Here is a 21,159-nt window from a genome sequence, read left to right as displayed (position 1 = left end):
CATTCTCCGGTCTACGAGGCGCCGCCGCCGTTCGACCGTGCCGGCCGGCTCCGGGCCTGCGGGCGCGAGCCAACGCGCGCCGGCAACGATGTAATCGACGCGTACTGCCGGCGGTTTTCGAAGACCTCGAGCAGCTCGGCGATGGCGCGCTCGCGCTGACGGGGATTGTCCGACCGGATCGCGCCGGTCACGCAGTGGTTGAGGTGCCGCTCGAGCAGCAGGGCCGTCGCTTTGTCGACGGCGCTCTGCACGGCGCTGATCTGCTTGATGACGTCTACGCAATACCGGTCCTCGTCGACCATCCGGACGACCGCGCGCCAGTGCCCTTCGATGCTGCGCAGCCGCGCGAGAATCTGGGCCTTGGCCTTGGGGTCGAGCCCGGTCACGTTTCGCGGCATCGGGGGACAAGCCTCCCTCCCCCCTAGGGGTGGGGGGGTGCTCATACAATAGCGGACCGGCACCGGCGGTGTCAACGCCACGGCGGCGGCGCGCTGCCGGCCGGGCGGCCGGCGTCCCCTTCAACGGGGCCGCGGCTTTGTGCTAGGATGAAGCCGCTCTGGTGGTCTTCGGGGGGAGAGCCGGATGTCGGTTGCGCATGTGGGGCTGGCCGGAGTCATCATGCTGGGGTGGGGTCTGCCGCTGACCGCGCTGACGCTGCGCGTCCTTCGCGTGACGGACGAAGTGCAGCACCTGATCGCGGGATCCTTCTTGGCGTTTGGGTATGGCCTATTGGCCATTCCCCTGCTTCACTGGCTGGTGTTCTAAGCCGGAGCCGGCGCTGCCGGCGGCAGCGTGAAACGAAGCCGGCGTCCCGATCGGGACGCCGGCTTCGTTTTTTACCGAGCTCAGAACGAGCCGTTAGGCGGAATGCGCGAAGGCCGCCTCCACCCCCGACGCGACGTGCCTGACCGAGTACTCCGAGCCCCACCCGTTGGGAACGCGTCCTTCATCGGCGGGATCGAGCCACATCACGCCGTCCACCGAGAAGCAGTACACGGCGCGGCCGGGCGACAGGTACACCGTCACGGCCCACTCGTTATCGGGCGTGCGGCGTAGACGATGCACCTGGGGATTCCAGCCGTTGAAGGAACCGATCACCGAAACAGCCCGTGCGGTCGGCATCAGCCGCGCCGGAAAGCGAAACGTCACCGGTATAAGCGTAGCCATATGTCACCGCCTCTGGGGATTCGTTCCTAAAGTATTTTCCCAGAGCAATGTTAAGGCTAAACATCGCACCGCTAGATTTTTTCTATCTTTATTCCCTTAGGGCCGGCGAAGTACACAACATGCGCGATCCCGACAAACAGGCCGTGCTCGACAACACCGGGCATGTGTTCGAGGGTCGCGGCCACCGCGGCCGGGTCCTCGATGACGCCGCAGGTGAGATCGATAACGGGGTTGCCGTTGTCGGTCGCGAACGGCCGGCCGTCCCGCGTCCGCCGACGGGCCTCCGCCCCCGGGATCCGCTCGGGCAGCACCCGCATGATCCAGGAGGCGGCGAAGGGGAGCACCTCAAGGGGCACCGGACCGGTGAGGTGCGGAACCGCCTTCGTGTAATCCGCGACGATGACGGCCCGCCTGGCCGCCGTGGCGACAATCTTCTCCCGGGCGTGGGCCCCCCCGCCGCCCTTGATTATGGCGAGGGACGGATCGATCTGGTCCGCGCCGTCGATGACGACGTCCGGCGCCTCCTCGAGCGCAACGAGCGGGATCCCAACCTCACGGGCGATCTCGGCCGTGCGCTCGGAGGTGGGCACGCCTCGGATCCGCCACCCGCCCTCGCGGACGCGGCGCCCGATCTCGCGGATGACGTACGCGGCGGTCGAGCCGCTGCCGAGACCCACCAGCATGCCGTCCCGCACTTCCGCGGCGACCGCAGCCAGGGCGGCATCACGCTTGTACCGCTCGAGCGGCCCGCCCGGGCCGTCTCCGCTCACAACTTGTAACCGAACTTCCGGAGAAGCTCCCGCCGGGCGCGGACGTCGTCGGGCCCCTCCACACCGAGCGGAGGCTCACCGTCGATCACGCCCAGCACCCCGCGTCCCTGCTCGGTTTCCGCCACCACGACCTCGAGCGGGTTCGCGGTGGCGCAGAAGATCCGGCACACTTCGGGTACCTCGCGGATCACCCCGAGCACGTTGATCGGAAACGCGCCGTCGAGAAAGACGACGAACACGTGTCCGCATCCGAGCGCCTTCGCGGCCCCCGCCGCGCGATCGACCAGAGGCTGCGCGGTCCCGCTGGTGCGGATCAGGCGCGGTCCGCTGGCTTCGCAGAACGCCAACCCGAACCGGATGTTCGGCACGGCGCCGGCGAGCGCTTCGTGCAGGTCGTCAACCGTCTTGATGAAATGCGATTGGCCCAGAATCACATTGAGCCCGTCCGGGTTCTCCACCCGCACCACGTACGTCTCCATCGAGGTTCGTGCCTCCGCGACTCCCGTGTGCGCCGCGCCGACGCCCTGTCTCCTTCACCCGTTCAAAGGTGCTTTCCTGGCGATCGTGTCGAACTGTCCCCCGAATCGAGAAAGGACGGTGACGGCATGGACGCCACGCTGCGCTGGGAGGGCGGAATGCGCTTCGGGGGCGCCGCGGAGTCCGGTGGAACCATCACCCTGGACGCGCGGCCGGAGCACGGCGGCACCGGGCAGGGGCCGTCGCCCATGGAAACGCTCCTCCTCGCGCTCGCGGGCTGCACCGGGATGGACGTCGTCTCCGTTCTCGGCAAGATGCGCGCGCCGCTCGCCGGCCTCGAGATCCGCGTGTCCGGCGACCGCCGGGATGAGCACCCAAGAATCTTCACGCACGTCCGTCTCGAGTACATCTTCCGCGGAAGGGACCTCAAGCCCGAGCAGGCCGGCCGCGCCGTGGAATTGAGCCAGGAAAAGTACTGCTCGGTCTCCGCGATGCTGCGGGCGAGCGCCGAACTGACCTATACTTGGCGGATCACCGCGGAAACGTGAACTCGGCCGGCGCGCGGCCGAAGACGCCGACCTCCAGCGCGCCCGCACCGGCGGTCACGAGCGCGTACGCACCGGCGGGCTCGCCGCCCGTATACGCCGTGTCGACGAGCGAGCCGATCGTCACGTAGGGAATCCCGTTGATCTGGGCCGCGCGGGTCCAATGCAGGTGGCCGGAGAACACCGCGGTCACGGCCGGCGCACCCTCGAGGACCGCTCGGACCTCGGCGCGGTTCCGCACGGCGGCGAGCGGCGGGCTGGCGGCAAAGTAATGGTGTCCGTCGAGCGCGGGCTCGTCGAGGGGATGGTGGCCGAACACCAGGCACGGCGCCGCGCGCTCGGCCAGCACCGCGCGAAGCCAGTCGATCTGCGCGGCGCCCATCGAGCCGCCGGCCGACCCTCGACCGGGGACCCCGCTGACGTCGACCGCGGGGTCGACGGTATCAAGCAAGACCAGGCGCAGCGGCCCGAGATCGATCAGTTCCGCCGCCCACCCCTTTTTAACCGCGGCCAGCGCGTCGTGCTTGGGGAGATGCTCGACATCGGTGTTGCCGAGCACGTGGTACACGGGCACGCCGGCATCCTCGAGGCGCCGGCGGACGTACCGTTCCCGGACACCGTCCTGGCCGGCCGCGACGCTGTTGATGCGGTCGCCCAAGTCGACGATGCACGCGGGGCGCGCGTCCCGCATCGCCGCGATGAAGCGATCGAGCAGCATGGGAGTTCGACTGCCCGGCAGGACATCCCGGTCCGGGCCGCAGTGGATATCGGCGACGACGCCGACCTGGACCCGGTCTACGGCGGCACCGAACTCGGTGAAGTCGGCGGCGCTAACCCTGCGCGCTGAAGATGATCGCGGCCCGCAGCGCCAGCACGCCGACAAGCGCCAGCAGGGCGACCAGCGCCCCGCCGCGGCGGGCGCGCTCCCGGCCGCCGAGCGCCATGAGCGGCGGGATGAGGCCGATGAGCACGACCAGCCACAGCACGATCCACGGCGCCCGCAGCGCCACCGACAGCGTCCCGGCCGCGGCGAGCGTCGCGAACAGCAGCAGGATCCAGACGAGCTCGATCAGCGCGAAATAGCCGTCGGCGACCCGGAGCCGCGCGTCCGTGCCCGCGGCGGCCGCCTCGCTGCGGGCGACCAGGGCCAGAAGCGCCGCCGCCCCGGTCAGCCCGGAGGCGAGGAACAGCCCGCCGAGCGTCCAGGTGTCGCTCCAGAGGGGCTGATTGGACACGCTCAGCAGCACTCCGGTGTACGACGCGACGAAGAGACCGAGGAGCCCCCCGATGGCGGTGAACAGCCGGCCGCCGCCCGGACGCCCGCGGACCGCCTCGAGGAACGACACAAACGCGAAGACGCCGTAGACCAGCAGCGCCCAACTGCCGACCGACATCGGGCTCCAGTAATGGAAGATCAGCCCGCCCTGCCCCGGCGTCGTCGATACCAGCATGTGGAAGAACCGCAGCGGCTTCCCGAGATCGATCGTCAGGAGAATCGGGCAGACGACCAGGATCGGGAACGCCCAGAGAAACGCCGTGCGCGCGACGGTCTCGTCGCCGGACCGCCCCCACAGCCGCAGCATCGCGCCGATCGCGTACATGCCGCCGGTCAGGCCGGCGAAGAAGAAGTATGCCAGAATGTACCACGTCCAGTCCGGCGGCCGGACAAAATGTTCCGCCATCACCGGGTCCCTCCCGCCGTCGCGCCGTTTTTGCCGCGCCCGAGCTCGTTCATGCGCCGGTCGCGGAAGGCGACGACCGCGGCCACCGCGCCGAGCAGCGCCGTCGCGACCATGCCGAAGTAGCCGCCCTTGTTGTTCCGGCGCGGGAGCACCGCATTCTGCGCGTTCGGCAGGCCGTACGTCTCGGGCTTGTCCATCAGCAAGAAGAACGCGTTGAGCCCGCCGTAGACCGCCTCGTCGCGGCCGTAGAGCGACGCCTGCGCGTACCCCTGGTCGTGCAGCGCGGCGAGGCGCGCGTCGGCGCGCTTTTGCATCTCAGCGAGCGGCCCGAACTGGATCGACTGCGTCGGACACGCCTGCGCGCACGCCGGCGTCATGCCGGCCTGCAGCCGGTCGTAGCAGAACGTGCACTTGTGCACGGTGCCGGTCTGCGCGCTGAACCCGATCACGCCGAACGGGCACGCGGAGATGCAGTAGCGGCAGCCGTTGCAGACGTCCTGCTGGATGAACACCGTGTCGAACTCGGTCCGCACGATCGCGCCGGTCGGACAGACCTCCATGCAGCTCGCGTGTTTGCAGTGCTTGCAGACGTCGGAGAGCATGAGCCACGCGGCGCCGTTGCCGGTCTGGACCGGCTTGTCGTCCATCCGCTCGATGAACTGGACGTGCCGCCAGTTCTGTTCGTCGAGCGCGCCGGTGTTGTCGTAGCTGTCCATAAACTTCGGCTTGTCGCCGGGGAGCCCGTTCCACTCTTTGCAGGCGACCTCGCAGGCTTTGCAGCCGATGCAGACGCTCGAGTCGGTGAAAAAGCCGACGGCCTCAGGCATGGCTCACGCCCCCATCAGATTCGGTGTGATTTTGATGAAACCGCGGTCCACGGCATGGAGATCGAGCGGAATCGCGGCCAACTCGTCGACCGCGGGCACCGCGCGCGGATCGCGCCCGAGGTCGATGGAGACGAGATACCTGGAACAGGCGGCGCAGGCGTCGATCCGCATGTGCGGAAAACGCGGCGACGCCGGCGCATCCCGCCGGCTAGTCCCGCGCGAGCGGGGCCCCGGGCCGCCGGGGTCGGACCGACCGCGAAGACCGCGGACGGTGCTGCCGGTGAGGGCCCGTTCGTCCGCGCCTTCCTCAGCCAGCACGGTCAACTTCGCCGTATCCTGCTCTCCGCATGACGCGCAGGTCAGCCGCGGATAAGCCCAGGCCGTCCCGCAGCGCGAGCACTGGAGCGACCGCGGCCCCGCGGCGAGCGACTCCGGCGGCGCCGCGATAAAGGCGAGTTGGGGGAGCGCGCCGCACACCGGACAATGCCGCGGGTCGCGGGCCTCGCGATCCGCGCGGCCGGCGGCACATGCGTCCGCGGCACGATCCCCGAGCGCCTCGAGCACCGGGCCGACGGAGGCACGCGCGAGGTAGCGCTCGACGGGCGTCTGCTCCTCCCCGTCGAGCCAGCGCCGGATCATCTCCGCGCGCGCATCCGCCGGCGCCCCGGCGAACTGCGCACGAACGATCTCCGCGAGCGCCCTCGGTCCCGCCGCGGCGGTCGCCTCGATGACCCGCGGCAGCAGTCGCTCCGCCGCGTACCCGGGCACGTCCGCCGCGGACGGCGCGTCCAGCCGGGCGGCCGACCAGACAGGCTCCTGCACGTCCACGAGCGCCCGGTACAGCGCGAGCGGCTCTCGCGCGAACGGGTAGCGCTCGCGCAGGACGTCCGCCCGGTCGCGCCGGGCGGCCCAGGGCGTGGCGAGCACGGCCGGTGCCCTCATCCCATGCGCTCCAGGTTGACCAGGAACGCCTTGAACTCCGGCGTCCGAGCGGTGGCATCGCCGACGAAGGGCGTGAGCGTGTTGGCGAGCCAGTGCTGCGACTTGTCCGGATGCTGGTCCGCCGAAATGCCGACGAAGCCCCAGTGAATCGGAATCCCGATCTGCCACACCTGCTTGCCGGCCACGGTGAGCGGGCCGAGGCGCTTCGTGACCATGGCGCGCGCCTCGACCTTGCCGCGCTTCGAAGACACGCGCACCATGTCCCCGTTCTTGATGCCCTTCTCCGCGGCCAGGCCGTCGGGAATCTCGACAAACGCTTCCGGCTGCAACTGGACGAGGTGCTCGACGTGCTGCGTGACGTAGTGTTCGTGCTCGGTCAGCCGGTACGTCGTGGCGACGTATGGGTAATCGGCCACCGTCCCGAACCGGTTCGGCCGCCCCGCGGCCTGGTCGTACAGGAACGCCACCGGGTTCGCGGAGTTCTGCGGGTGCAGCGGGTTCTCCACCGGCGATTCGATCGGCTCGTAGTGCTCCGGGAACGGTCCGTCGAGGGGAGTGTTGCTGAACAGCCGGCCGGTGCCCTCGCCCGTCATGATGAACGGCAGCCACGCCTTGGGGTCCTTGGGGTTCATCGCCGGCGGGTAGTCCGGCACGTCGCCGACCCACCGCTGCCCGTTCCACTTGATGCCGGCGCGCTCGGGATCCCACGGGTTGCCGTCGAGATCGGCGGAGGCGCGGTTGTAAAGCACCCGGCGGTTGAGGGGCCAGCTCCATGCCCAGTTGGCGTAGAAGCCCATGCCGGTCGGGTCGTTCTTCTTCGGGTCCTGCACGCCGTCGCGCCGCTTCATGAGGTTGCCGCTCTCGGGATAGCTGCCGGTGTAGATCCAGTCACCGGCGATCGTGGTGCCGTCGTCCTTGAGCGCGGCGAACGTGGCGAGCCGCTTGCCGGTCGCGAGATCCTTGCCGTTGACCTCCTGCGCGATCTCGTCGAGCTCCGGCTTCAGCGGATCCTTGTAGTTCATGGTCAGATGCATGATCGGATCCGGGAACTTGCCGCCTTCTTTCTGATAGAGCGCCTTCACGCGGTTGAACAGGTCGGCCATGATCCAGTGGTCGTGGCGGGCCTGGCCCTGCGGCGGGATCACCTGGTCCTTCCACTGCGACCAGCGGCCGCTGTTTACGAACGACCCGTCCTTCTCGATCCAGTGGGTCGCCGGCATCATGAAGACTTCGGTCTTGACGTCGGCGGGGTTCATGCCCGGCCCGTGCCAGAACTCCGAGCTCGTCGTCGGCAGCGGGTCCATCACGACCAGCCACTTGAGGTTGGCCAGCGCCTGGAGTACCTGATTCGAATCCGGGCCGATGCTCGTCGCGGTCATCCCGTTGAGGATGATCCCGTCCATCTTGCCGCGCAGCGCGTCGTCGTAGAACGAGATCCAGGATGAGTTCCCGGCCGGCTTCGGGATGTAGTCGAACGCGAATTCGTTGTCCTTGGTCGCGGCGTCGCCGTACCATGCCTTGAGCAGGCTGACCATGAACTTCTTGTAGTTCGTCCCGAAGAAGTTCCACGAGTTGGGGTCGGACTTCTTCGGCGCCTTCTCCTTGACGTAGTCGGCGAGGTTCTTCTCGCCGGGCGCGGGGATCGCGAGATACCCCGGCAGGATCTCCCACGAGATCGCGTGGTCGGTGTTGCCCTGAATGTTCGCGTGGCCGCGCTCCGCGTTCATGCCGCCGCCCGGGCGGCCCATGTTGCCGAGGAGCAATTGTAAGAGTGCGCCGGAACGGATCAGCTGCACGCCGGTCGTGTGGTGCGTCAGGCCGACGGCGTAGACGATCGTCATGACCTTGTCGGGCTTGCCCATCTCCCCGACCAGCGCCGCCACCTTCAGGAAGTCGTCTTTGGGGATCCCGGTGATCGACGACACCATCTCGGGCGTGTACCGCGCGTAGTGGGCCTTCAGCAGCTGGAAGACCGAACGGGGGTGCTGCAGGGTCATGTCCCGCTTCGCGATGCCCTGCGCGTCCGCGTCGTAGCCCCACGTCGCGACGTTGTAGGTCCGCTTGGCCGGATCGTACCCGGAGAAGAGGCCGTCCTTGAATCCATAGCCGTCCTTGACGAGCCACGACGCGTTCGTGTAGTGCTGCACGTACTCGGCGTGGTGGAGGTTGTTCTGGAGCACGTGGTTGATCAGCCCGCCGAAGTAGGCGACGTCCGTGCCGGTGCGGATCCGGAGGTAAGTGTCCGCGAGCGCGGAGGTCCGCGTGAACCGCGGATCCACATGGACGATCTTCGCCCCGCCGCCCTTTCCCGGGCCGCGCTTGGGATCCAACTTGGCGCGCACGAACCACTGGAAGCCCACGGGGTGGGCCTCCGCGGGGTTCGCGCCGTTGATCAGGATCAGGTCAGCGTTCTTGATGTCCCTCCAATGATTTGTCATTGCTCCTCTTCCGAACGTGGCGGCCAGACTGACCACCGTGGGCCCGTGTCAAACACGGGCCTGCTGCTCTAAGTGGACCACCCCCAGCCCGCGCATGATCTTGGTCGCGAGATAGCCCTCCTCGCTGCTGAACGCGGCGCCGCCGGCGAATCCGATCCCCTCGCAGCGATTGACGGTATTGCCCTTGGCGTCCTGGGTCACGAACGTCCGGTCGCGGGCGTCCTTCATCAGGCGCGCCACGCGGTCGAGCATGAAATCCCACGAGACCGGCTTCCAGGCGGTCTCGCCCGCGGCGCGGTAGAGCGGCTGGTCCACCCGCCGGCTCGAGGTCGCGATCGACATCGCGCTCGCTCCCTTCGGGCAGAGTCGGCCCTCGTTGACGGGGCTGTCCGGATCGCCTTCGATCTGGAGGATCTCCGTGCTGCCGTCGGCGCGCTTGCGCGTGTACGCGATCAGCGAGCAACCGACCGCGCAGTAGGGACAGAGGGAGTGCGACTCCGTCGCGCCCGCGATGTGAAGCTGCTGCTTGACCTCGGTGGCCTCGGCGAGATCGAAGCCGAGCGCCGAGAACGCCGCCGTGCCCGCGCCGGCACCGGCCAACTTGAGCAAACCACGACGGGTAACCGCGGTGGTCATCGCGTACGCCTCCTCCGTGGGGTCAATTTCATGGAACGCCGCCGTGATGTGGCGGGATGGCGAAACGGGGATGTAATCGGGTTTTCGTACCGGTCCTCCCCGGGTGTCCGTGAGGGACTGTGAAGTTGGGGGCCCTATTCCACGATTCAGCCGGGCCTCCTTCCCCGCCGCGCGGGGCCGGCGCCGTCGTGCGGGGAGGCCTGCGCAGCGCGGCGTGGAAAAGACCGGCCGTGGTGACGCGCGGCGCTCCCGGCGCCGACCTTCAAGAGGTCTTGGAACGGCTCCTGGCCGCGGTCCAACCCCTTCCGGCCGAGACCGTCCCGGTGTGGGAGGCGGCGGGTCGAATCGCGACGGGACGCGTTCGCGCGCCCGCGGCCGTGCCCCGCATCCGGCGCGCCGCGATGGATGGCTACGTCTGCCACGACGCGGACATCGCCCGGGCCGCGGAAGGCCGGTCCGTCACGCTCCGGATCACGGGAACGTCCGTCATGGGCGAGCCACCCGGGCCGGGACCGGCGCGCGGCGAGGCCTGGTCGATCACCACGGGCGCCCCCGTGCCCCGCAGGGGCGACCGCGTGCTGCCGCTCGAAGCGGTGCGCGCGGATGGAACGGCGCTCCATCTCGACCGCGCCGCGCCGGGGAAACGCCACGTCGCCGAGCCCGGCGAGGAAATTCAGCCGGGGGACATCCTGGCGGCGCCGGCCGAACCGATTCCGCCCGCGGCCTGCGGCGCGCTCGCGGCGTGCGGCGTGGCCGCGGTCTCGGTCTACCGCCGGCCGCGCGTCGCGCTCGTCGCCACGGGCAGCGAGCTCGTCGAGCTGGCGGCCGGGGGGCCGCCGCCGCCGCCCGGCTGCATCGTCAACAGCAACGCCGTGACGATCGCGGGCGAGCTCGCCGCGGCCGGATGCGAGGTCGAGTACCGCGGCATCATCCCCGATCGTCCGCGGGAGACGGCGCGCGCGTTCTCGGCCATGCAGGATCGCTACGATGTCGTGCTGTCGACCGGCGGCGTCTCGGTCGGCCGCTACGACCTGGTGCATCGCACGTGGCTGGATCTCGGCGCGCGGCGGTACGCCGGGCGCGTCGACCTGAAACCGGGCGGGCCGTTCTTCGCGGCGCGGGCTGGGCGCACGTGGGCGATCGGGCTCTCGGGAACGCCGGTGGCCTGTCTGGCCGCCTTCCATCTTCTCGTGCGGCCGGTGCTCCGCCGCCTGGCGGGCGCGCGCTTCGTCGTGCGGCCCGTGGAGATGATGGCGCTCGCGGACGGATGGGCGCGGCCGACGGACCGGCTGCGCGCCCTGTGGGGACGGCTCGACGCGGCCGACGAGCGCACCGTCCATCTGCTCACCGACGCCTCGCTCGGCCGCCTGACGCTGCTTACGGCGGCGAATGCCCTCGTGCTGCTGCCGGGCGGAACGCCGTCCCTCGCGCCGGGCTCCCGCGTGGCGGTGATGCGTCTTAACCGGCCTGAAGACCGCGAATACTTCCGGATCGCCGCGGCAACGCCCGGCCCGCTCGTCATCGGCCTCGTGGGGGCATCCGGCAGCGGGAAGACCGCCGCGACCGTCGGGCTCATCAGGCGGCTCACGGCGCGCGGGCTCCGCGTCGGCGCGATCAAGCACGCCGCGCACGGATTCCAGATCGACCGGCCAAAGAGCGACAGCGCGCGGATGATCGAGGCGGGCGCGTTGCGGGTCGTCCTGGCCGGGCCGTCGGAAACTACGATCCGCATCTCCGGGGAGATGCCGCTGGCATCACTGATCCGCGGGCCCGCCGGGGCCGCGCACGACGCGCCCGACGTGGTGCTCATCGAGGGCTTCGGAGCCGCGGGGCACCCGATCGTTCAGATCGGCCCGCCCAAGCCGGGAGCGGGGGCGGGCGAGCCGTGGATGACCATCCCCGCCGCCGCCGCCCTCTCCGAGCCCGCGTTCGAGAAGACACTCGATCGCATCACCGCACGAATCGTCGCCCTGCTTGACTCCGTCGCGGCGCGGCGGTAACAATTGACTCCGGCAGTATAATAGGTAGGCGTGATTCCCGACTTGGAGGTGAAGGAATGACCCGCAAGGCGACACGTGGGCGGAAGACGGCGGCCAGGGCCAGAACGAGTCCGGCCCGCGGTCAGGCCCGGACGACGACTCGGACCGGCCGGAAGACCTCCAGCGCCCGCGCCACCAAGGCGGCGACCCGCACCCCGGAAGCCCGCACCCCCGCGAAGCGCGGACCGGCGCCGGCGGCCGCCCGCGCCGCCCAAACCGTCGAAGCGGAGGCCGTGCGCGAGCCGCTTCCTGCCGCCCAGCACGAAGACGACGAGGAGATGGACTGGCTCGGGGAAGACGAAGATCCGCGCAGCCAGATCGTCGAAGACGACGACGATTGGGAGCCCGGCAGCGACGACGAGTGGTAACGGGCGGGGCTGGTACCCACGTTCTGAAGAAACGCTGATTCGTTCGGGTAAGGCTCCGGCCCCGACGTTTCGCAAAACGCCAAACCGCTCACAGCCAGCGCCGGACTCGTGTTTTGTACTCCCGGTAGTCGACACCAAACTTTCGCTCAAGGTACCGCTCTTCCCGACCGATGACCCCCCGGTCCACCACGGCCAGCACCACAATCAACAGCAGCAGCGCCCACAGCGATCGGGCGGTGATCGCGATTCCGGCGTACAAAAGCGCGAGCGATACGTACAACGGGTTGCGGCTGAAGTCGAACGGCCCGGTCGTAACGAGCGCCGTCGTGGGGACGTCCGGCCGGACGGACGTGCCGGCGCGCCGCATGGTGCGCACGCCCCACAGGGCCAGCCACAGGGCGGCCGCGATGAGCACCGCGCCGACCACGGAGGCGGCGCCGCGCGCGAGAAACGGGGTCGGGACGGCCGCGCCGACGATGAGCCCGACGACCAGCCCCGCCAGGTAGATCAGCGGCGGCGGCGCGATCACCGCGGCCGTATCCTTCGCGTCCCCATGTCCCCGCGGCATCAAGGTTTCCGCGTCGCGTCGGCGTGCCGGCGGAATCGCGGCATGACGTCCCGCGCGAGCAGCTCCATCGAGCGGCGCCACAGCGCCGGCCGATCCCAGTCGTGTCCGGTCATGAGCAGCGTGCCGAAGTGGCCGATCTCATCGCGCAGCGCGACGAGCTGGTCGAGCACGCGATCCGGGGCGCCCGCGATCACCTGCGCGCGCTTGATCGCGTCGACGGTCGCCGCCTCGTCGGGCATCTCCGGATCCGGCTTGACCATGAACAGCGCCTTCCGGCCCAGGCTGAAGCTGTGCCGGAAGAACGTGTAATAGTAGGACAGCCCGTTCGTCGAATCGGCGAGGTACGCGTCGGCCTCCGCGTCCGTGTCCGTGACGAGCACGCACCGCGCGACGCGCCAGACGGCGGGATCGGGCCGCCGGTCCACCGCCTCGCACCCCTCCGCGTAGCGCTCCCAGTGTCCGCGCAGATACCGCTTGTTGAAGAAGTTGCCGGAGATCGGAATCCAGCCGCGCTCCCCGGCGACGCGGGCGCTCGCCGAATTCGGGGTCACGAGGGACAGCGCGATCGGCGGGTGCGGCCGCTGATACGGCTTCGGCATCCAGCCCACTTTGAACTCCGGCCAGATCCCGTCCTTCAGCGAGATCGTCCAGGCGTGCCCGCGCAGGTCGTACGGGGGATCCTCGCGCCAGATCGCCAGGATCATGTCGACGGCCTCGGCGAGCATGCGCACGCGCGCCTCCGCGTCGGTGACGGCGAACGCCTCGAGGTCGCTCACCAATCCGCCGGACCCGACGCCCATGATGAAGCGTCCCCCGCTGAGATGGTCGAACTGCGCGACCCGCGCCGCGACGGTCAGCGGATGCGCCTGCGGCAGGTTCAGCACGCCGGTGCCGAAGCGAATCGCAGGCGCCCGCTCGATCACCGTCGAGAAGAACTGCAGCGGGTCGGCGATGCGCTCGCTCCACGACGTGAAGTGCTCGCCCACAAACGCCTCGGAGTACCCGAGGGCGTCGGCCAGCACGACGGCCTGCCGGTCTTCTTCGAGAATCACGGCGTAGTCGCGGCTCGGGTGATGGAACGGCATCGTAAACAGTCCGAGCTGGACACTCATCGGCGGCCTCCGCGACAACTCGTGCGCTCATGGTTCACAAACTGCCGGTGGGATTCCCTCTGCCGGTCAAACCACGCGTGGCACCGCCGGCCGCACCGTCGAAGACGCATCCGCCATCCGAATGGCCACCAGGACGCCGGAGAGGAATGTCAATCCACCGACCGTGACGATCGCCCAGGACAGTCCGAAGAGATCCGCCACCACTCCGCACACGAGCGCGCCGATCGCGTATCCCAGGTCCCGCCAGAGACGATAGACACCGACCGCGGACGCCCGCCAGGAGGGATGGGCGACGTCACCGATCGCGGCAAGCAGTGTCGGATACACGAGCGCGGTGCCCGCACCGAGCAGCACCGCACCCGCCGCCCACAGCCCGAAGCGCCCGCCGCCGGCACTCAGTCGCGGGGCGACAACGATGAGCCAAATCCCGAACGCCTGGGCCCACATTCCCAAGACAATCATCCACTTGCGGCCCCAGATGTCCGAGAGCGCCCCGGTCAGGAGCTGCCCAACCCCCCACACAGCCGGATAGATGGCGGCCAGCACACCGATGCGCGCAACGCTGAGGCCGGATGCGGCGAAGAACAACGGGAGGAGACCCCAGGCCATCCCGTCGTTCAAATTGTTCACCAGTCCCGCCTGACTGCAGGCGGACAGGGTCCGGTCGCGCCAACTGGTTCGGGCGAAGATCTCGCCAAACGACGGCGGGACGGCCGCGCCCTCGTGGTGCACGCGGGCTTCGTGTCCCGCGTGCTCGGTGGTGTCGCGCGCAAAGGCGGCCGACAGGGCCAATCCCAGCGCCGCGAACGCCACACCGAGATAGAAAGGTACCGGTCGCAGCCCGTAGGCGGCGGCGAGATACCCCGACGCCAGGGCCGCCAGCGCCACCGCGCCGTAACCGGCCGACTCGTTGAGGCCCATCGCGAACCCGCGACGCCTCGGGCCGACCAAGTCGATTTTCATGATGACGGTCATCGACCAGCAGAGGCCCTGGTTGACTCCCAGGAGCACGTTGGCGGCGGTGACCCAGCCCCAGGACGGCGCCCACATGATCATGAACGGGACAGGCAGGCCTACGAGCCAGCCGGCGACCAGCAGCCGCTTGCGGCCGACGACCCCGGCATACCGGCCGGCGACGAGGTTGGTCAGCGCCTTCACGATTCCGAAGCTGATCAGAAACGAGAGGATAACGCTCCGCGATGCGAGACCAAAGTCCCGTTCGGCAATAAGCGGCAGGACCGCGCGTTCAAGCCCCACCATCCCGCCCACGAAAGCGTTGATAAGCACGAGAAGGCCGAACTGCGCCAGGTTCGCGCGGAGACCAAGCCGCGGCGCCGCGGGGGCACCGGCGGCGGAGTCGGGAGCCAACACCCGGACCCGCGTCGCGCGCCGAGGTGTCACGGTTTGTTAGCCTGCCTGAGCCGGGCGAGATCCTCCGGCGTGTCGACGTCCCACGCCTCGTCCGGAGCGAGCGGCACCTCGGCGACTTGATCCGGGCGGCCCGCGGCCAGCCCTCTCGCGCCGGCATCCCCCGTGAGGCCCGCGACGTCCGCGAACAACGGACGCGCGATCAACGCCGGGGCGCCGGCGACCTCACCGTACCGGGACAAGACCATCGGCTTTCCGGTCGCGCGGTAGGCGGCGATGAGGCGGTCGATCGTCTCGGCGCCGACGCGCGGCTGATCACCGAGCAGGACCACCACGGCTTCGCAGTCCGGCGGCAGCGCCGCGATCCCGGCCGCGAGCGACGTCGCCATGCCTTCGGCGTACCGCGGATTGACGACCACGCGGACACCCAGAGGCTCCGCTTCGCGCCGCACCTCGGCGGCGTGCGATCCCGCGACGACGAGCACAGCCGCGCAGTCCGATCCCCGCGCGGCCGAGATGACGTGGGCGAGCAGCGTCCGGTCCCCTAGGGACAGCAAGACCTTGGGCTCGCCCATGCGCGTGGCCCGTCCCGCGGCGAGCACGATCGCCGCGATCACGTTACGCGCGCGCGTGAATGGGCCCGCCGCGTTCCCGCAGGGACGCGACGCGGCGCCCGTTGTGGAGGGCCAGGATCTCCGCGAGGATGCTGAGGGCGATCTCTTCGGGCGACTCCGCGCCGAGGTCCACGCCGACCGGCGCAAACAGGCGCGCGCGCTGCCCGTCGTCGACCGGCACCCCGTCGCGCGCCAGGTCCGCGAGCAGCCGGTCGGTGCGCGCGCGGGGGCCGAGCAGGCCGATGTACCGGGCCGGCGTTCCGAGCAGGGCGCGCAGCAGCGTCCGGTCGTGCAGGAAGTTGTGCGTCATCACGACGACGAATGTGTTGCGGTCGATCCGGACTTTCTTAGGCACGTCCGCGTCGTCCGCGAGCACGACCTCGTCCGCGCCCGGGAAGCGATCGCGCGTCGCAAACGCGGGGCGGCTGTCGGCCACCATCACCCACCAGCCGAGTTCGTGCGCGAGGTGCGCCACCGGCAGGGTGTCGTGCCCCGCGCCGCAGATCAGGAGCGGCAGCGGCGGGACCAGCACCTCCACGAAGACTTCGGCCGGGCCGCGCGACCCCGCGAGCGATACCACGGCCGACTTGTGGGCGTCGAGCTGGGTGCGTGACGCCGCCCGCGCCGCGGCGTCGAGCGCCGGATCGCCGAGCGTCCCTTCCGCGGCACCGTCCTCGGGCAGGTAGAGGCGCGCCCCCGGGGTGAGCCCCTCCGGCCCGGCGATGAGCGTGGCGAGGACGAGCGTCCGCCGCTCGTCGATCGCGCGGCGAAGCCGCGCGGGCAGATCGCCCGCGACGGGTTCGATGAACACGTCGATCGCGCCGTTGCAGCCCAACCCGAGGCCCCACACCGCGTCGTCGTCGGACGTCAGATCGTACTGCGCGAGCCGCGCCTGCCCCGAGTCGAGCACCCCGCGCGCGATCTCGGCGATGTCGCCCTCCAGGCAGCCCCCGCTGACCGACCCGACCGTGCGGCCGTCGGCGCGAATCAGGAGGCGCGCGCCCTCGCGCCGGTACGTCGAACCGCGCACGCGAATCACCGTGCCGAGCGCGGTCCGTTCTCCCCGGGCCTGCGCCTCGGCCAGCGCGTCGAGGATGTCCCGCAGCTCCTTCATGCCAACCCTCCCCGGCTCGCCAGCGCGCGCAGCAGGACGCGCCGCACCGACCCGCGGCCGCGCGCCCCGCGCGGCCGCCGCAGATGCCGTTCGAGCACCCGCAGGCTGGCGAGGTTGTGGGCGGAGGCGAAGACGTCCACGAACGGGAGCGCGGCGGCCATCCCCTGCGTCACCGGCTCGTACCCCGGGCTGCCGAGCAGCGGGTTCAGCCAGATCACCTTGCCGGCCCGCGCGCGCAGCACGCGCATCGCCGCGACGAGCACGTCGAGGTCGCCGGTATCCCACCCGTCGCTGGCGACCACGACGATCGTCCGGCCGTCCACCAGCGATCCGTACTGCTCGTTGAAGGTGCGCAGCGATGCGCCGATCTTGGTGCCGCCCGACCAGTCCGGCACGTGGCGCGACGCCTCCGCCAGCGCGTGGCGGATGTCCCGATGGGCCAGAGCGTCCGTCACCCGCGTAAGCGACGTGCTGAAGAAGAACGACTCGACGCGCCCCACCACCCCCTGCAGCGCGTAGACGAACTGCACCAGGAACCGGCTGTACACGTCCATCGAGCCGCTGACGTCGCAGAGCAGGACGATGCGGACTTTCCGGATCTTCCGCCGGCGCCACACCAGCGCCGCGGGGTCCCCGCCGTACTGGAGGCTGCGGCGGATCGTGCGGCGGAGGTCGACGCGCTCTCCGCGGCGCGCCGCGCGCATCCGCCGCGACAGGCGCATCGCGATGCGGCGGGCAATCCGCATGATCAGCTCGGTGATCTCTTCAAGATCGTCGGCGGAGAACGCGCTGAAGTCCTTCGACGCGCGGAGCTCGGCGGGGCTGTAGGCCGGCACGGAGCGCTCGTCCTCGGAGGGACTGCCTTCCTCGGCCCAATCGGTGACGGTGAGCTCGGCGCGCCCGCTCTCCGGCGCGGCTCCCGCGGCGTCGGTCTCGGCCGTGTCCTCGTCGGGTCCCGGCATCACGGGCCCGAAGGCCGGCGCCTGCCAGAACCGCTCGAACTCTTCGTCGAAGGCCGGCAGGTCTTCCGCGCGCGAGCACAGCACGGTGCGGAGCGCGAGGCGCACCGCATCGCGGTCGGCGAGGTTAATCGTCTCGAGCGCGGTGAGGGCAAGCCCGGTCTCGGCCGGACCGACGAGCAGACCGCGCCCGCGCAGCCGCCGACCGAACAGCGTCAGGTTCGCGGCGAGGCTCCCCGGACGCGTCCACTTCACCGCGCCCTCGGCGCCCTCGTCACCGCCCGGGGAACGAAGCGGCGCGGGCCGCCCGGGATCAGCGCTGAGGAAGCTGGGCTGCGAGCGAGGCGGTTCGCTCGGGCGTCCATCCATCGCCGCTCGCCTCCACGGACTCCACCGCGTCGAGGATCGGACGCAGAAACTGGCTCTTCACGCGGACGAGGTCCTCTTGATCCTTGCACAGGCAGCCGAGGGTCTCCGTGATCGCCTGCGGATCGAGGTGGTCGCGGTGCAGTGCCATGAGCGCCGCGCTCCAGTCGAGCGTCTCCGCGACGCCCGGAATCTTGTCGAGCGGCGCCTGGCGCACCAGTTGCATGAAGCCGCAGATCTGCCGGGCCAAGCGCTCGTCGATGTCCGGGACGCGCTCGTGCACGATCCGCAGCTCTTTGTCGAAGTTCGGATAGTCCATCCAAAGGTAGAGACAGCGCCGGCGCAGCGCGTCGCTGAGCTCGCGGGTGCGGTTGCTGGTCAACACGACGAACGGCACCTGCCGGGCGCGAATCGTACCGATCTCCGGGATGCTGACCTGGAAGTCGGAGAGCACCTCGAGAAGGAACGCCTCGAACTCCTCGTCCGCGCGGTCCACCTCGTCGATCAGCAGCACCGGCGCGTGCTCCGCGGTGATCGCCTGCAGCAGCGGCCGCTTCAGCAGAAACGGCTCGCTGAAGATCAGCGACTCTTTTTCCTCAACCGGACGGCCGGTCGCCTCTTCGAGTTTGATCCGCAGCATCTGCCGCTGGTAGTTCCACTCGTAGAGCGCGGTGTGGACGTCGAGCCCCTCATAGCACTGCAGACGGATGAGATCCGTGCCGATCGCCTGCGCCATGACCTTGGCGACCTCGGTCTTGCCGACCCCGGCCGCGCCCTCGATCAAGAGCGGCTTGTGGAGCACCACGCTGAGGTGCACCGACGTCGCGAGTTCCCGGTCGGCGATATAGCCCTGCCGGGCCAGGATCTCGACGATCTGGGGGATGCCCCCGAAACCCTCCGGGTACCGTACCGCTTGTGCCACGCGCGCCCTCCGCCACAAAAATTACCGGCTCATCATAACATAACGTTGCGGGGGCCGACCTTCGTCCCCCCGCCGTCGGCTCCGGACCCGATCCGCCGTCCTGCGCGGGCCCGATTGCGCCCGCCCGCGCCGCAGGACGACAATGCGGTCACGCGACGACATACCCCGAGGTGACTTGCATGGCCGTGCAGACGCGGTACGGATTTGGGACGAACGTCGGCCTCGCGTACCCCGAGGCCGTGACGCGTACGGTTGCGCTGCTGAAGGACGAAGGATTCGGCGTGCTCACCCAGATCGACGTGCAGAAAACGCTCAAAGAAAAGCTCGGCGTCGAGTTCCGGAGGTATGTGATCCTCGGCGCCTGCAACCCGCCGCTGGCGCACCGCGCCCTTCAGGCGGAACGCGAGATCGGCCTCATTCTACCGTGCAATATCATCGTCTATGAAGACGGGGAACGTTCGGTCGTGTCGGTCATGGATCCCATTCCGGCCCTCGGTTTGGTCGGAAACGAGGCTCTCCGGCCCATCGCCGAGGATGCCGCGGCGCGCCTGCACCGGGTGATCGACAAGCTGGGATCGGAAACCGCCGGCCTCACGACGGGGGCCGCCGCCCCTACGGCCCCGCCACGACCGTGAAGACATCGGTCCGGTCGGCGGTATTCCCGGAGTTGGTCTGAACGAAAACGGGCCGGTGCTGGCTCCGGCCCGAACGGAGAAAAGTCAACAGTTTACGGGTGGAGGCCCTCACCAGACCGGCCCCGCCGGGCAGGCCTCCCGGGGCCGCCGTGCGGAAGCATCCGGCATGGAGCCAAACGGCGCGCCCGGCCGAAGATCCCCGTCAGGGGGCGCCGCCTCCGACGTTCCGCGCGAGGGTGCACGTCGAGGCCCCGCCACGGTGATCGTCTATGGCAAACCGGATTGCACGCTCTGCGACAAGGCGACCGCGATTCTCGAGCGCCTCCGCGCGGAATTTGCCTACCGGGTCGAGCACGTGGACATCACCGAGAATGCCGACCTGTTTGCGCGCTACCGGTACCGGATTCCCGTCGTGGCGGTCGACGGCCGCGAGATCGCGAGCGGCATCGTCACGACGCCGGCCTTGCGGGCGGCGTTGAGCCGCTTCCCGCGCGCGTAACCGCGGCGGCGGAGACCGGCTAGGCGGGCAGCTTCATCGCGCGCCACGCCGGATAGCGGTAGAGTTTTCCCTCACAGACGTTCGCGACGTAGCGGCCGCCCGCGTTGAACTGCATGATCCGCTTTCCCTGCCGCGCCAGCTTCGCCCAACGGGACGACGTCCGCGGGTTCTGCTCGATTCCGAACAAGCGGTGGCGGCGGTACGGGACCTCGACCGTACGGAGGTGCTTCGCCGTCGTGAAGCCGACCGGGAGGCGACGCCGGCCGATCGACACCTCCGCGAGCCCGTCGACGAAGATCTGGCGCCACACCGCCGGGAGCAGCTCGGCGAGACCGGTGCCCGCCGCGCGTCGAGACGCGGCCGGGGAGCGCCGCCGCTTCGCGGCCCGGCGCGTCACCCCTCGTCTCCCTGTGCGGCCGGCGCGGGCAGACGGCCGAGAAGAATCTGCCAGGGCTCGATCCGGTCGATGCGCAAGAGGCGCATCGGCACCCACGGATCCTCGGCGAAACGCGCTTCGATCACCGCTTCGTTCTCCGCGTTGACGACCATCAGGAATTCCGAGCCGTCGCCGAGCGGCCCGCCGAGGACAATGAACCCCTCTTTGGCCAACCCATCCATGAACGCGGCGTGCGCGTCCCAACGATCCTGCCCGCGCATCGGACGCGAAGGATCCCAGGCCGGACCCGGCTGCCGGAACACCGCGAAGTACGTCATCGCGCCGGCCGGACCCGCGCGGCCACGCGGCGCTCCACAGCGGCGGGCCGCAGCACGCCCCGCAGGCCGTCGGGAACAAAACCCTGCGCCAGCCGGTGCTTGATCGCGCGCGGGAGTCGCTTCAACCGGCGCTCCAGCCGGAGCGCGGCTCCCAGCGTCGCCACGCGCCACAGCGCCACGAGGCGCACCGGCCCGCGGCCGCGCGTGTAGCGGGCGCCGCGGCCCGCGCGATGCGCGGCCAGCCGCCGCGCGGGGTCGGTCGTGTATCCGATATAATACGTGCGGTCCCCGCAGCGAAGCAGGTACAGGAAGTGCAGACGGCGCGGCGTCTTCGCGTTCACGCCGCCAAGTTCGCTTCACTATAGGAATCACCTCCGAAGTCATCGAAGGCAGACTC

Annotated in this window: 25 protein-coding genes; 6 read left to right on the top strand and 19 right to left on the bottom strand. The window is 69.9% G+C overall.

What is annotated here, in order from left to right; all coding sequences use genetic code 11:
- Nucleotides 1–11: 11 nt before the first annotated feature.
- Entirely contained in the window at nt 12–398 is a 387-nt protein-coding gene (locus VKT83_14730; protein HLY23718.1) for a metal-sensitive transcriptional regulator, read from the bottom strand.
- Between the two features lie 184 nt (nt 399–582).
- Between VKT83_14730 and VKT83_14725 the strand changes: the two genes are divergently transcribed.
- Nucleotides 583–765, top strand: coding sequence for a hypothetical protein (locus VKT83_14725; protein HLY23717.1), 183 nt, complete (start codon nt 583–585; stop codon nt 763–765).
- Between the two features lie 93 nt (nt 766–858).
- Here VKT83_14725 and VKT83_14720 read toward each other — a convergent pair whose 3' ends face one another.
- The 3 genes from VKT83_14720 to VKT83_14710 form a co-directional block, all read right to left on the bottom strand.
- A complete protein-coding gene (locus tag VKT83_14720; protein HLY23716.1) occupies nt 859–1,167 on the bottom strand; it encodes an isoamylase early set domain-containing protein in 309 nt (102 codons plus the stop codon).
- Between the two features lie 71 nt (nt 1,168–1,238).
- A complete protein-coding gene (gene rpiA, locus VKT83_14715) occupies nt 1,239–1,937 on the bottom strand; it encodes a ribose-5-phosphate isomerase RpiA (GenBank protein ID HLY23715.1) in 699 nt (232 codons plus the stop codon).
- Nucleotides 1,934–2,416 carry an adenosine-specific kinase gene (locus VKT83_14710; GenBank protein HLY23714.1) on the bottom strand — a complete coding sequence of 161 codons (483 nt, stop codon included), beginning with the start codon at nt 2,414–2,416 and terminating at the stop codon, nt 1,934–1,936. The genes rpiA and VKT83_14710 overlap by 4 nt, the downstream gene beginning before the upstream one ends.
- A gap of 126 nt (nt 2,417–2,542) precedes the next feature.
- Here VKT83_14710 and VKT83_14705 point away from each other — a divergent pair, with 126 nt between their 5' ends.
- Nucleotides 2,543–2,962, top strand: coding sequence for an OsmC family protein (locus VKT83_14705; protein ID HLY23713.1), 420 nt, complete (start codon nt 2,543–2,545; stop codon nt 2,960–2,962).
- Here the strand turns inward: VKT83_14705 and VKT83_14700 are convergent.
- The 5 genes from VKT83_14700 to fdnG are packed head-to-tail and all read right to left on the bottom strand — an operon-like array spanning nt 2,946 to nt 9,484.
- The gene (locus VKT83_14700; GenBank protein HLY23712.1) at nt 2,946–3,842 is read right to left on the bottom strand and encodes a metallophosphoesterase; all 897 of its coding nucleotides are present in this window, start codon (nt 3,840–3,842) and stop codon (nt 2,946–2,948) included. The two genes, VKT83_14705 and VKT83_14700, sit on opposite strands and share 17 nt — an antisense overlap.
- Nucleotides 3,790–4,641, bottom strand: coding sequence for an NrfD/PsrC family molybdoenzyme membrane anchor subunit (gene nrfD, locus VKT83_14695; protein ID HLY23711.1), 852 nt, complete (start codon nt 4,639–4,641; stop codon nt 3,790–3,792). The genes VKT83_14700 and nrfD overlap by 53 nt, the downstream gene beginning before the upstream one ends.
- Nucleotides 4,641–5,468 (bottom strand): 4Fe-4S dicluster domain-containing protein, encoded by an 828-nt coding sequence (locus VKT83_14690; protein HLY23710.1) that lies wholly within the window; start codon nt 5,466–5,468, stop codon nt 4,641–4,643. The genes nrfD and VKT83_14690 overlap by 1 nt, the downstream gene beginning before the upstream one ends.
- Before the next feature lie 3 nt (nt 5,469–5,471).
- Complete coding sequence (gene fdhE / locus VKT83_14685; protein HLY23709.1) at nt 5,472–6,410, bottom strand: formate dehydrogenase accessory protein FdhE; 939 nt, start codon at nt 6,408–6,410, stop codon at nt 5,472–5,474.
- A complete protein-coding gene (gene fdnG / locus VKT83_14680; protein ID HLY23708.1) occupies nt 6,407–9,484 on the bottom strand; it encodes a formate dehydrogenase-N subunit alpha in 3,078 nt (1,025 codons plus the stop codon). The genes fdhE and fdnG overlap by 4 nt, the downstream gene beginning before the upstream one ends.
- Nucleotides 9,485–9,672: 188 nt before the next feature.
- On the opposite strand from fdnG, the gene mobB reads away from it, so the two are divergent.
- Complete coding sequence (gene mobB, locus VKT83_14675) at nt 9,673–11,484, top strand: molybdopterin-guanine dinucleotide biosynthesis protein B (protein HLY23707.1); 1,812 nt, start codon at nt 9,673–9,675, stop codon at nt 11,482–11,484.
- Nucleotides 11,485–11,540: 56 nt separating this feature from the next.
- On the top strand, nt 11,541–11,891 hold the full coding sequence (locus VKT83_14670) for a hypothetical protein (GenBank protein HLY23706.1): 351 nt from the start codon (nt 11,541–11,543) through the stop codon (nt 11,889–11,891).
- Nucleotides 11,892–11,979: 88 nt separating this feature from the next.
- Here VKT83_14670 and VKT83_14665 read toward each other — a convergent pair whose 3' ends face one another.
- The 7 genes from VKT83_14665 to VKT83_14635 all read right to left on the bottom strand — a co-directional run bounded on the left by VKT83_14665 (nt 11,980) and on the right by VKT83_14635 (nt 18,914).
- Complete coding sequence (locus VKT83_14665; protein ID HLY23705.1) at nt 11,980–12,459, bottom strand: isoprenylcysteine carboxylmethyltransferase family protein; 480 nt, start codon at nt 12,457–12,459, stop codon at nt 11,980–11,982.
- Entirely contained in the window at nt 12,459–13,571 is a 1,113-nt protein-coding gene (locus VKT83_14660) for an LLM class flavin-dependent oxidoreductase (GenBank protein HLY23704.1), read from the bottom strand. Before VKT83_14660 ends, VKT83_14665 begins: the two co-directional genes overlap by 1 nt.
- A 66-nt stretch (nt 13,572–13,637) precedes the next feature.
- A complete protein-coding gene (locus VKT83_14655) occupies nt 13,638–14,942 on the bottom strand; it encodes an MFS transporter (GenBank protein ID HLY23703.1) in 1,305 nt (434 codons plus the stop codon).
- A 26-nt stretch (nt 14,943–14,968) separates the two neighbouring features.
- The gene (locus tag VKT83_14650) at nt 14,969–15,556 is read right to left on the bottom strand and encodes a nucleotidyltransferase family protein (GenBank protein ID HLY23702.1); all 588 of its coding nucleotides are present in this window, start codon (nt 15,554–15,556) and stop codon (nt 14,969–14,971) included.
- Between the two features lies 1 nt (nt 15,557).
- Nucleotides 15,558–16,667, bottom strand: a complete 1,110-nt coding sequence (locus tag VKT83_14645; GenBank protein HLY23701.1) for an XdhC/CoxI family protein — start codon at nt 16,665–16,667, stop codon at nt 15,558–15,560.
- Nucleotides 16,664–17,881: a VWA domain-containing protein gene (locus VKT83_14640; protein ID HLY23700.1), complete on the bottom strand. Its 1,218-nt coding sequence runs from the start codon at nt 17,879–17,881 to the stop codon at nt 16,664–16,666. Before VKT83_14640 ends, VKT83_14645 begins: the two co-directional genes overlap by 4 nt.
- Before the next feature lie 58 nt (nt 17,882–17,939).
- The gene (locus VKT83_14635) at nt 17,940–18,914 is read right to left on the bottom strand and encodes a MoxR family ATPase (protein HLY23699.1); all 975 of its coding nucleotides are present in this window, start codon (nt 18,912–18,914) and stop codon (nt 17,940–17,942) included.
- A 179-nt stretch (nt 18,915–19,093) separates the two neighbouring features.
- On the opposite strand from VKT83_14635, the gene VKT83_14630 reads away from it, so the two are divergent.
- Nucleotides 19,094–19,549, top strand: coding sequence for a DUF302 domain-containing protein (locus tag VKT83_14630; GenBank protein HLY23698.1), 456 nt, complete (start codon nt 19,094–19,096; stop codon nt 19,547–19,549).
- 259 nt (nt 19,550–19,808) lie between these two features.
- Nucleotides 19,809–20,048: a glutaredoxin family protein gene (locus tag VKT83_14625; protein ID HLY23697.1), complete on the top strand. Its 240-nt coding sequence runs from the start codon at nt 19,809–19,811 to the stop codon at nt 20,046–20,048.
- A 19-nt stretch (nt 20,049–20,067) separates the two neighbouring features.
- Here VKT83_14625 and VKT83_14620 read toward each other — a convergent pair whose 3' ends face one another.
- Genes VKT83_14620 through VKT83_14610 form a run of 3 tightly spaced genes read right to left on the bottom strand, consistent with a single transcriptional unit; the run spans nt 20,068 to nt 21,103 of the window.
- Nucleotides 20,068–20,445: a hypothetical protein gene (locus tag VKT83_14620; protein ID HLY23696.1), complete on the bottom strand. Its 378-nt coding sequence runs from the start codon at nt 20,443–20,445 to the stop codon at nt 20,068–20,070.
- Entirely contained in the window at nt 20,442–20,762 is a 321-nt protein-coding gene (locus VKT83_14615) for a hypothetical protein (GenBank protein ID HLY23695.1), read from the bottom strand. Before VKT83_14615 ends, VKT83_14620 begins: the two co-directional genes overlap by 4 nt.
- Entirely contained in the window at nt 20,759–21,103 is a 345-nt protein-coding gene (locus VKT83_14610) for a GIY-YIG nuclease family protein (protein ID HLY23694.1), read from the bottom strand. The genes VKT83_14615 and VKT83_14610 overlap by 4 nt, the downstream gene beginning before the upstream one ends.
- Nucleotides 21,104–21,159 lie beyond the last annotated feature (56 nt).

The sequence above is a fragment of the bacterium genome, from assembly GCA_035308905.1.
Classification (GTDB): domain Bacteria; phylum Sysuimicrobiota; class Sysuimicrobiia; order Sysuimicrobiales; family Segetimicrobiaceae; genus DASSJF01.
The sequence above is the reverse complement of the archived record's forward strand: the minus strand, read 5'-3'. Positions and strand labels throughout refer to the sequence as shown.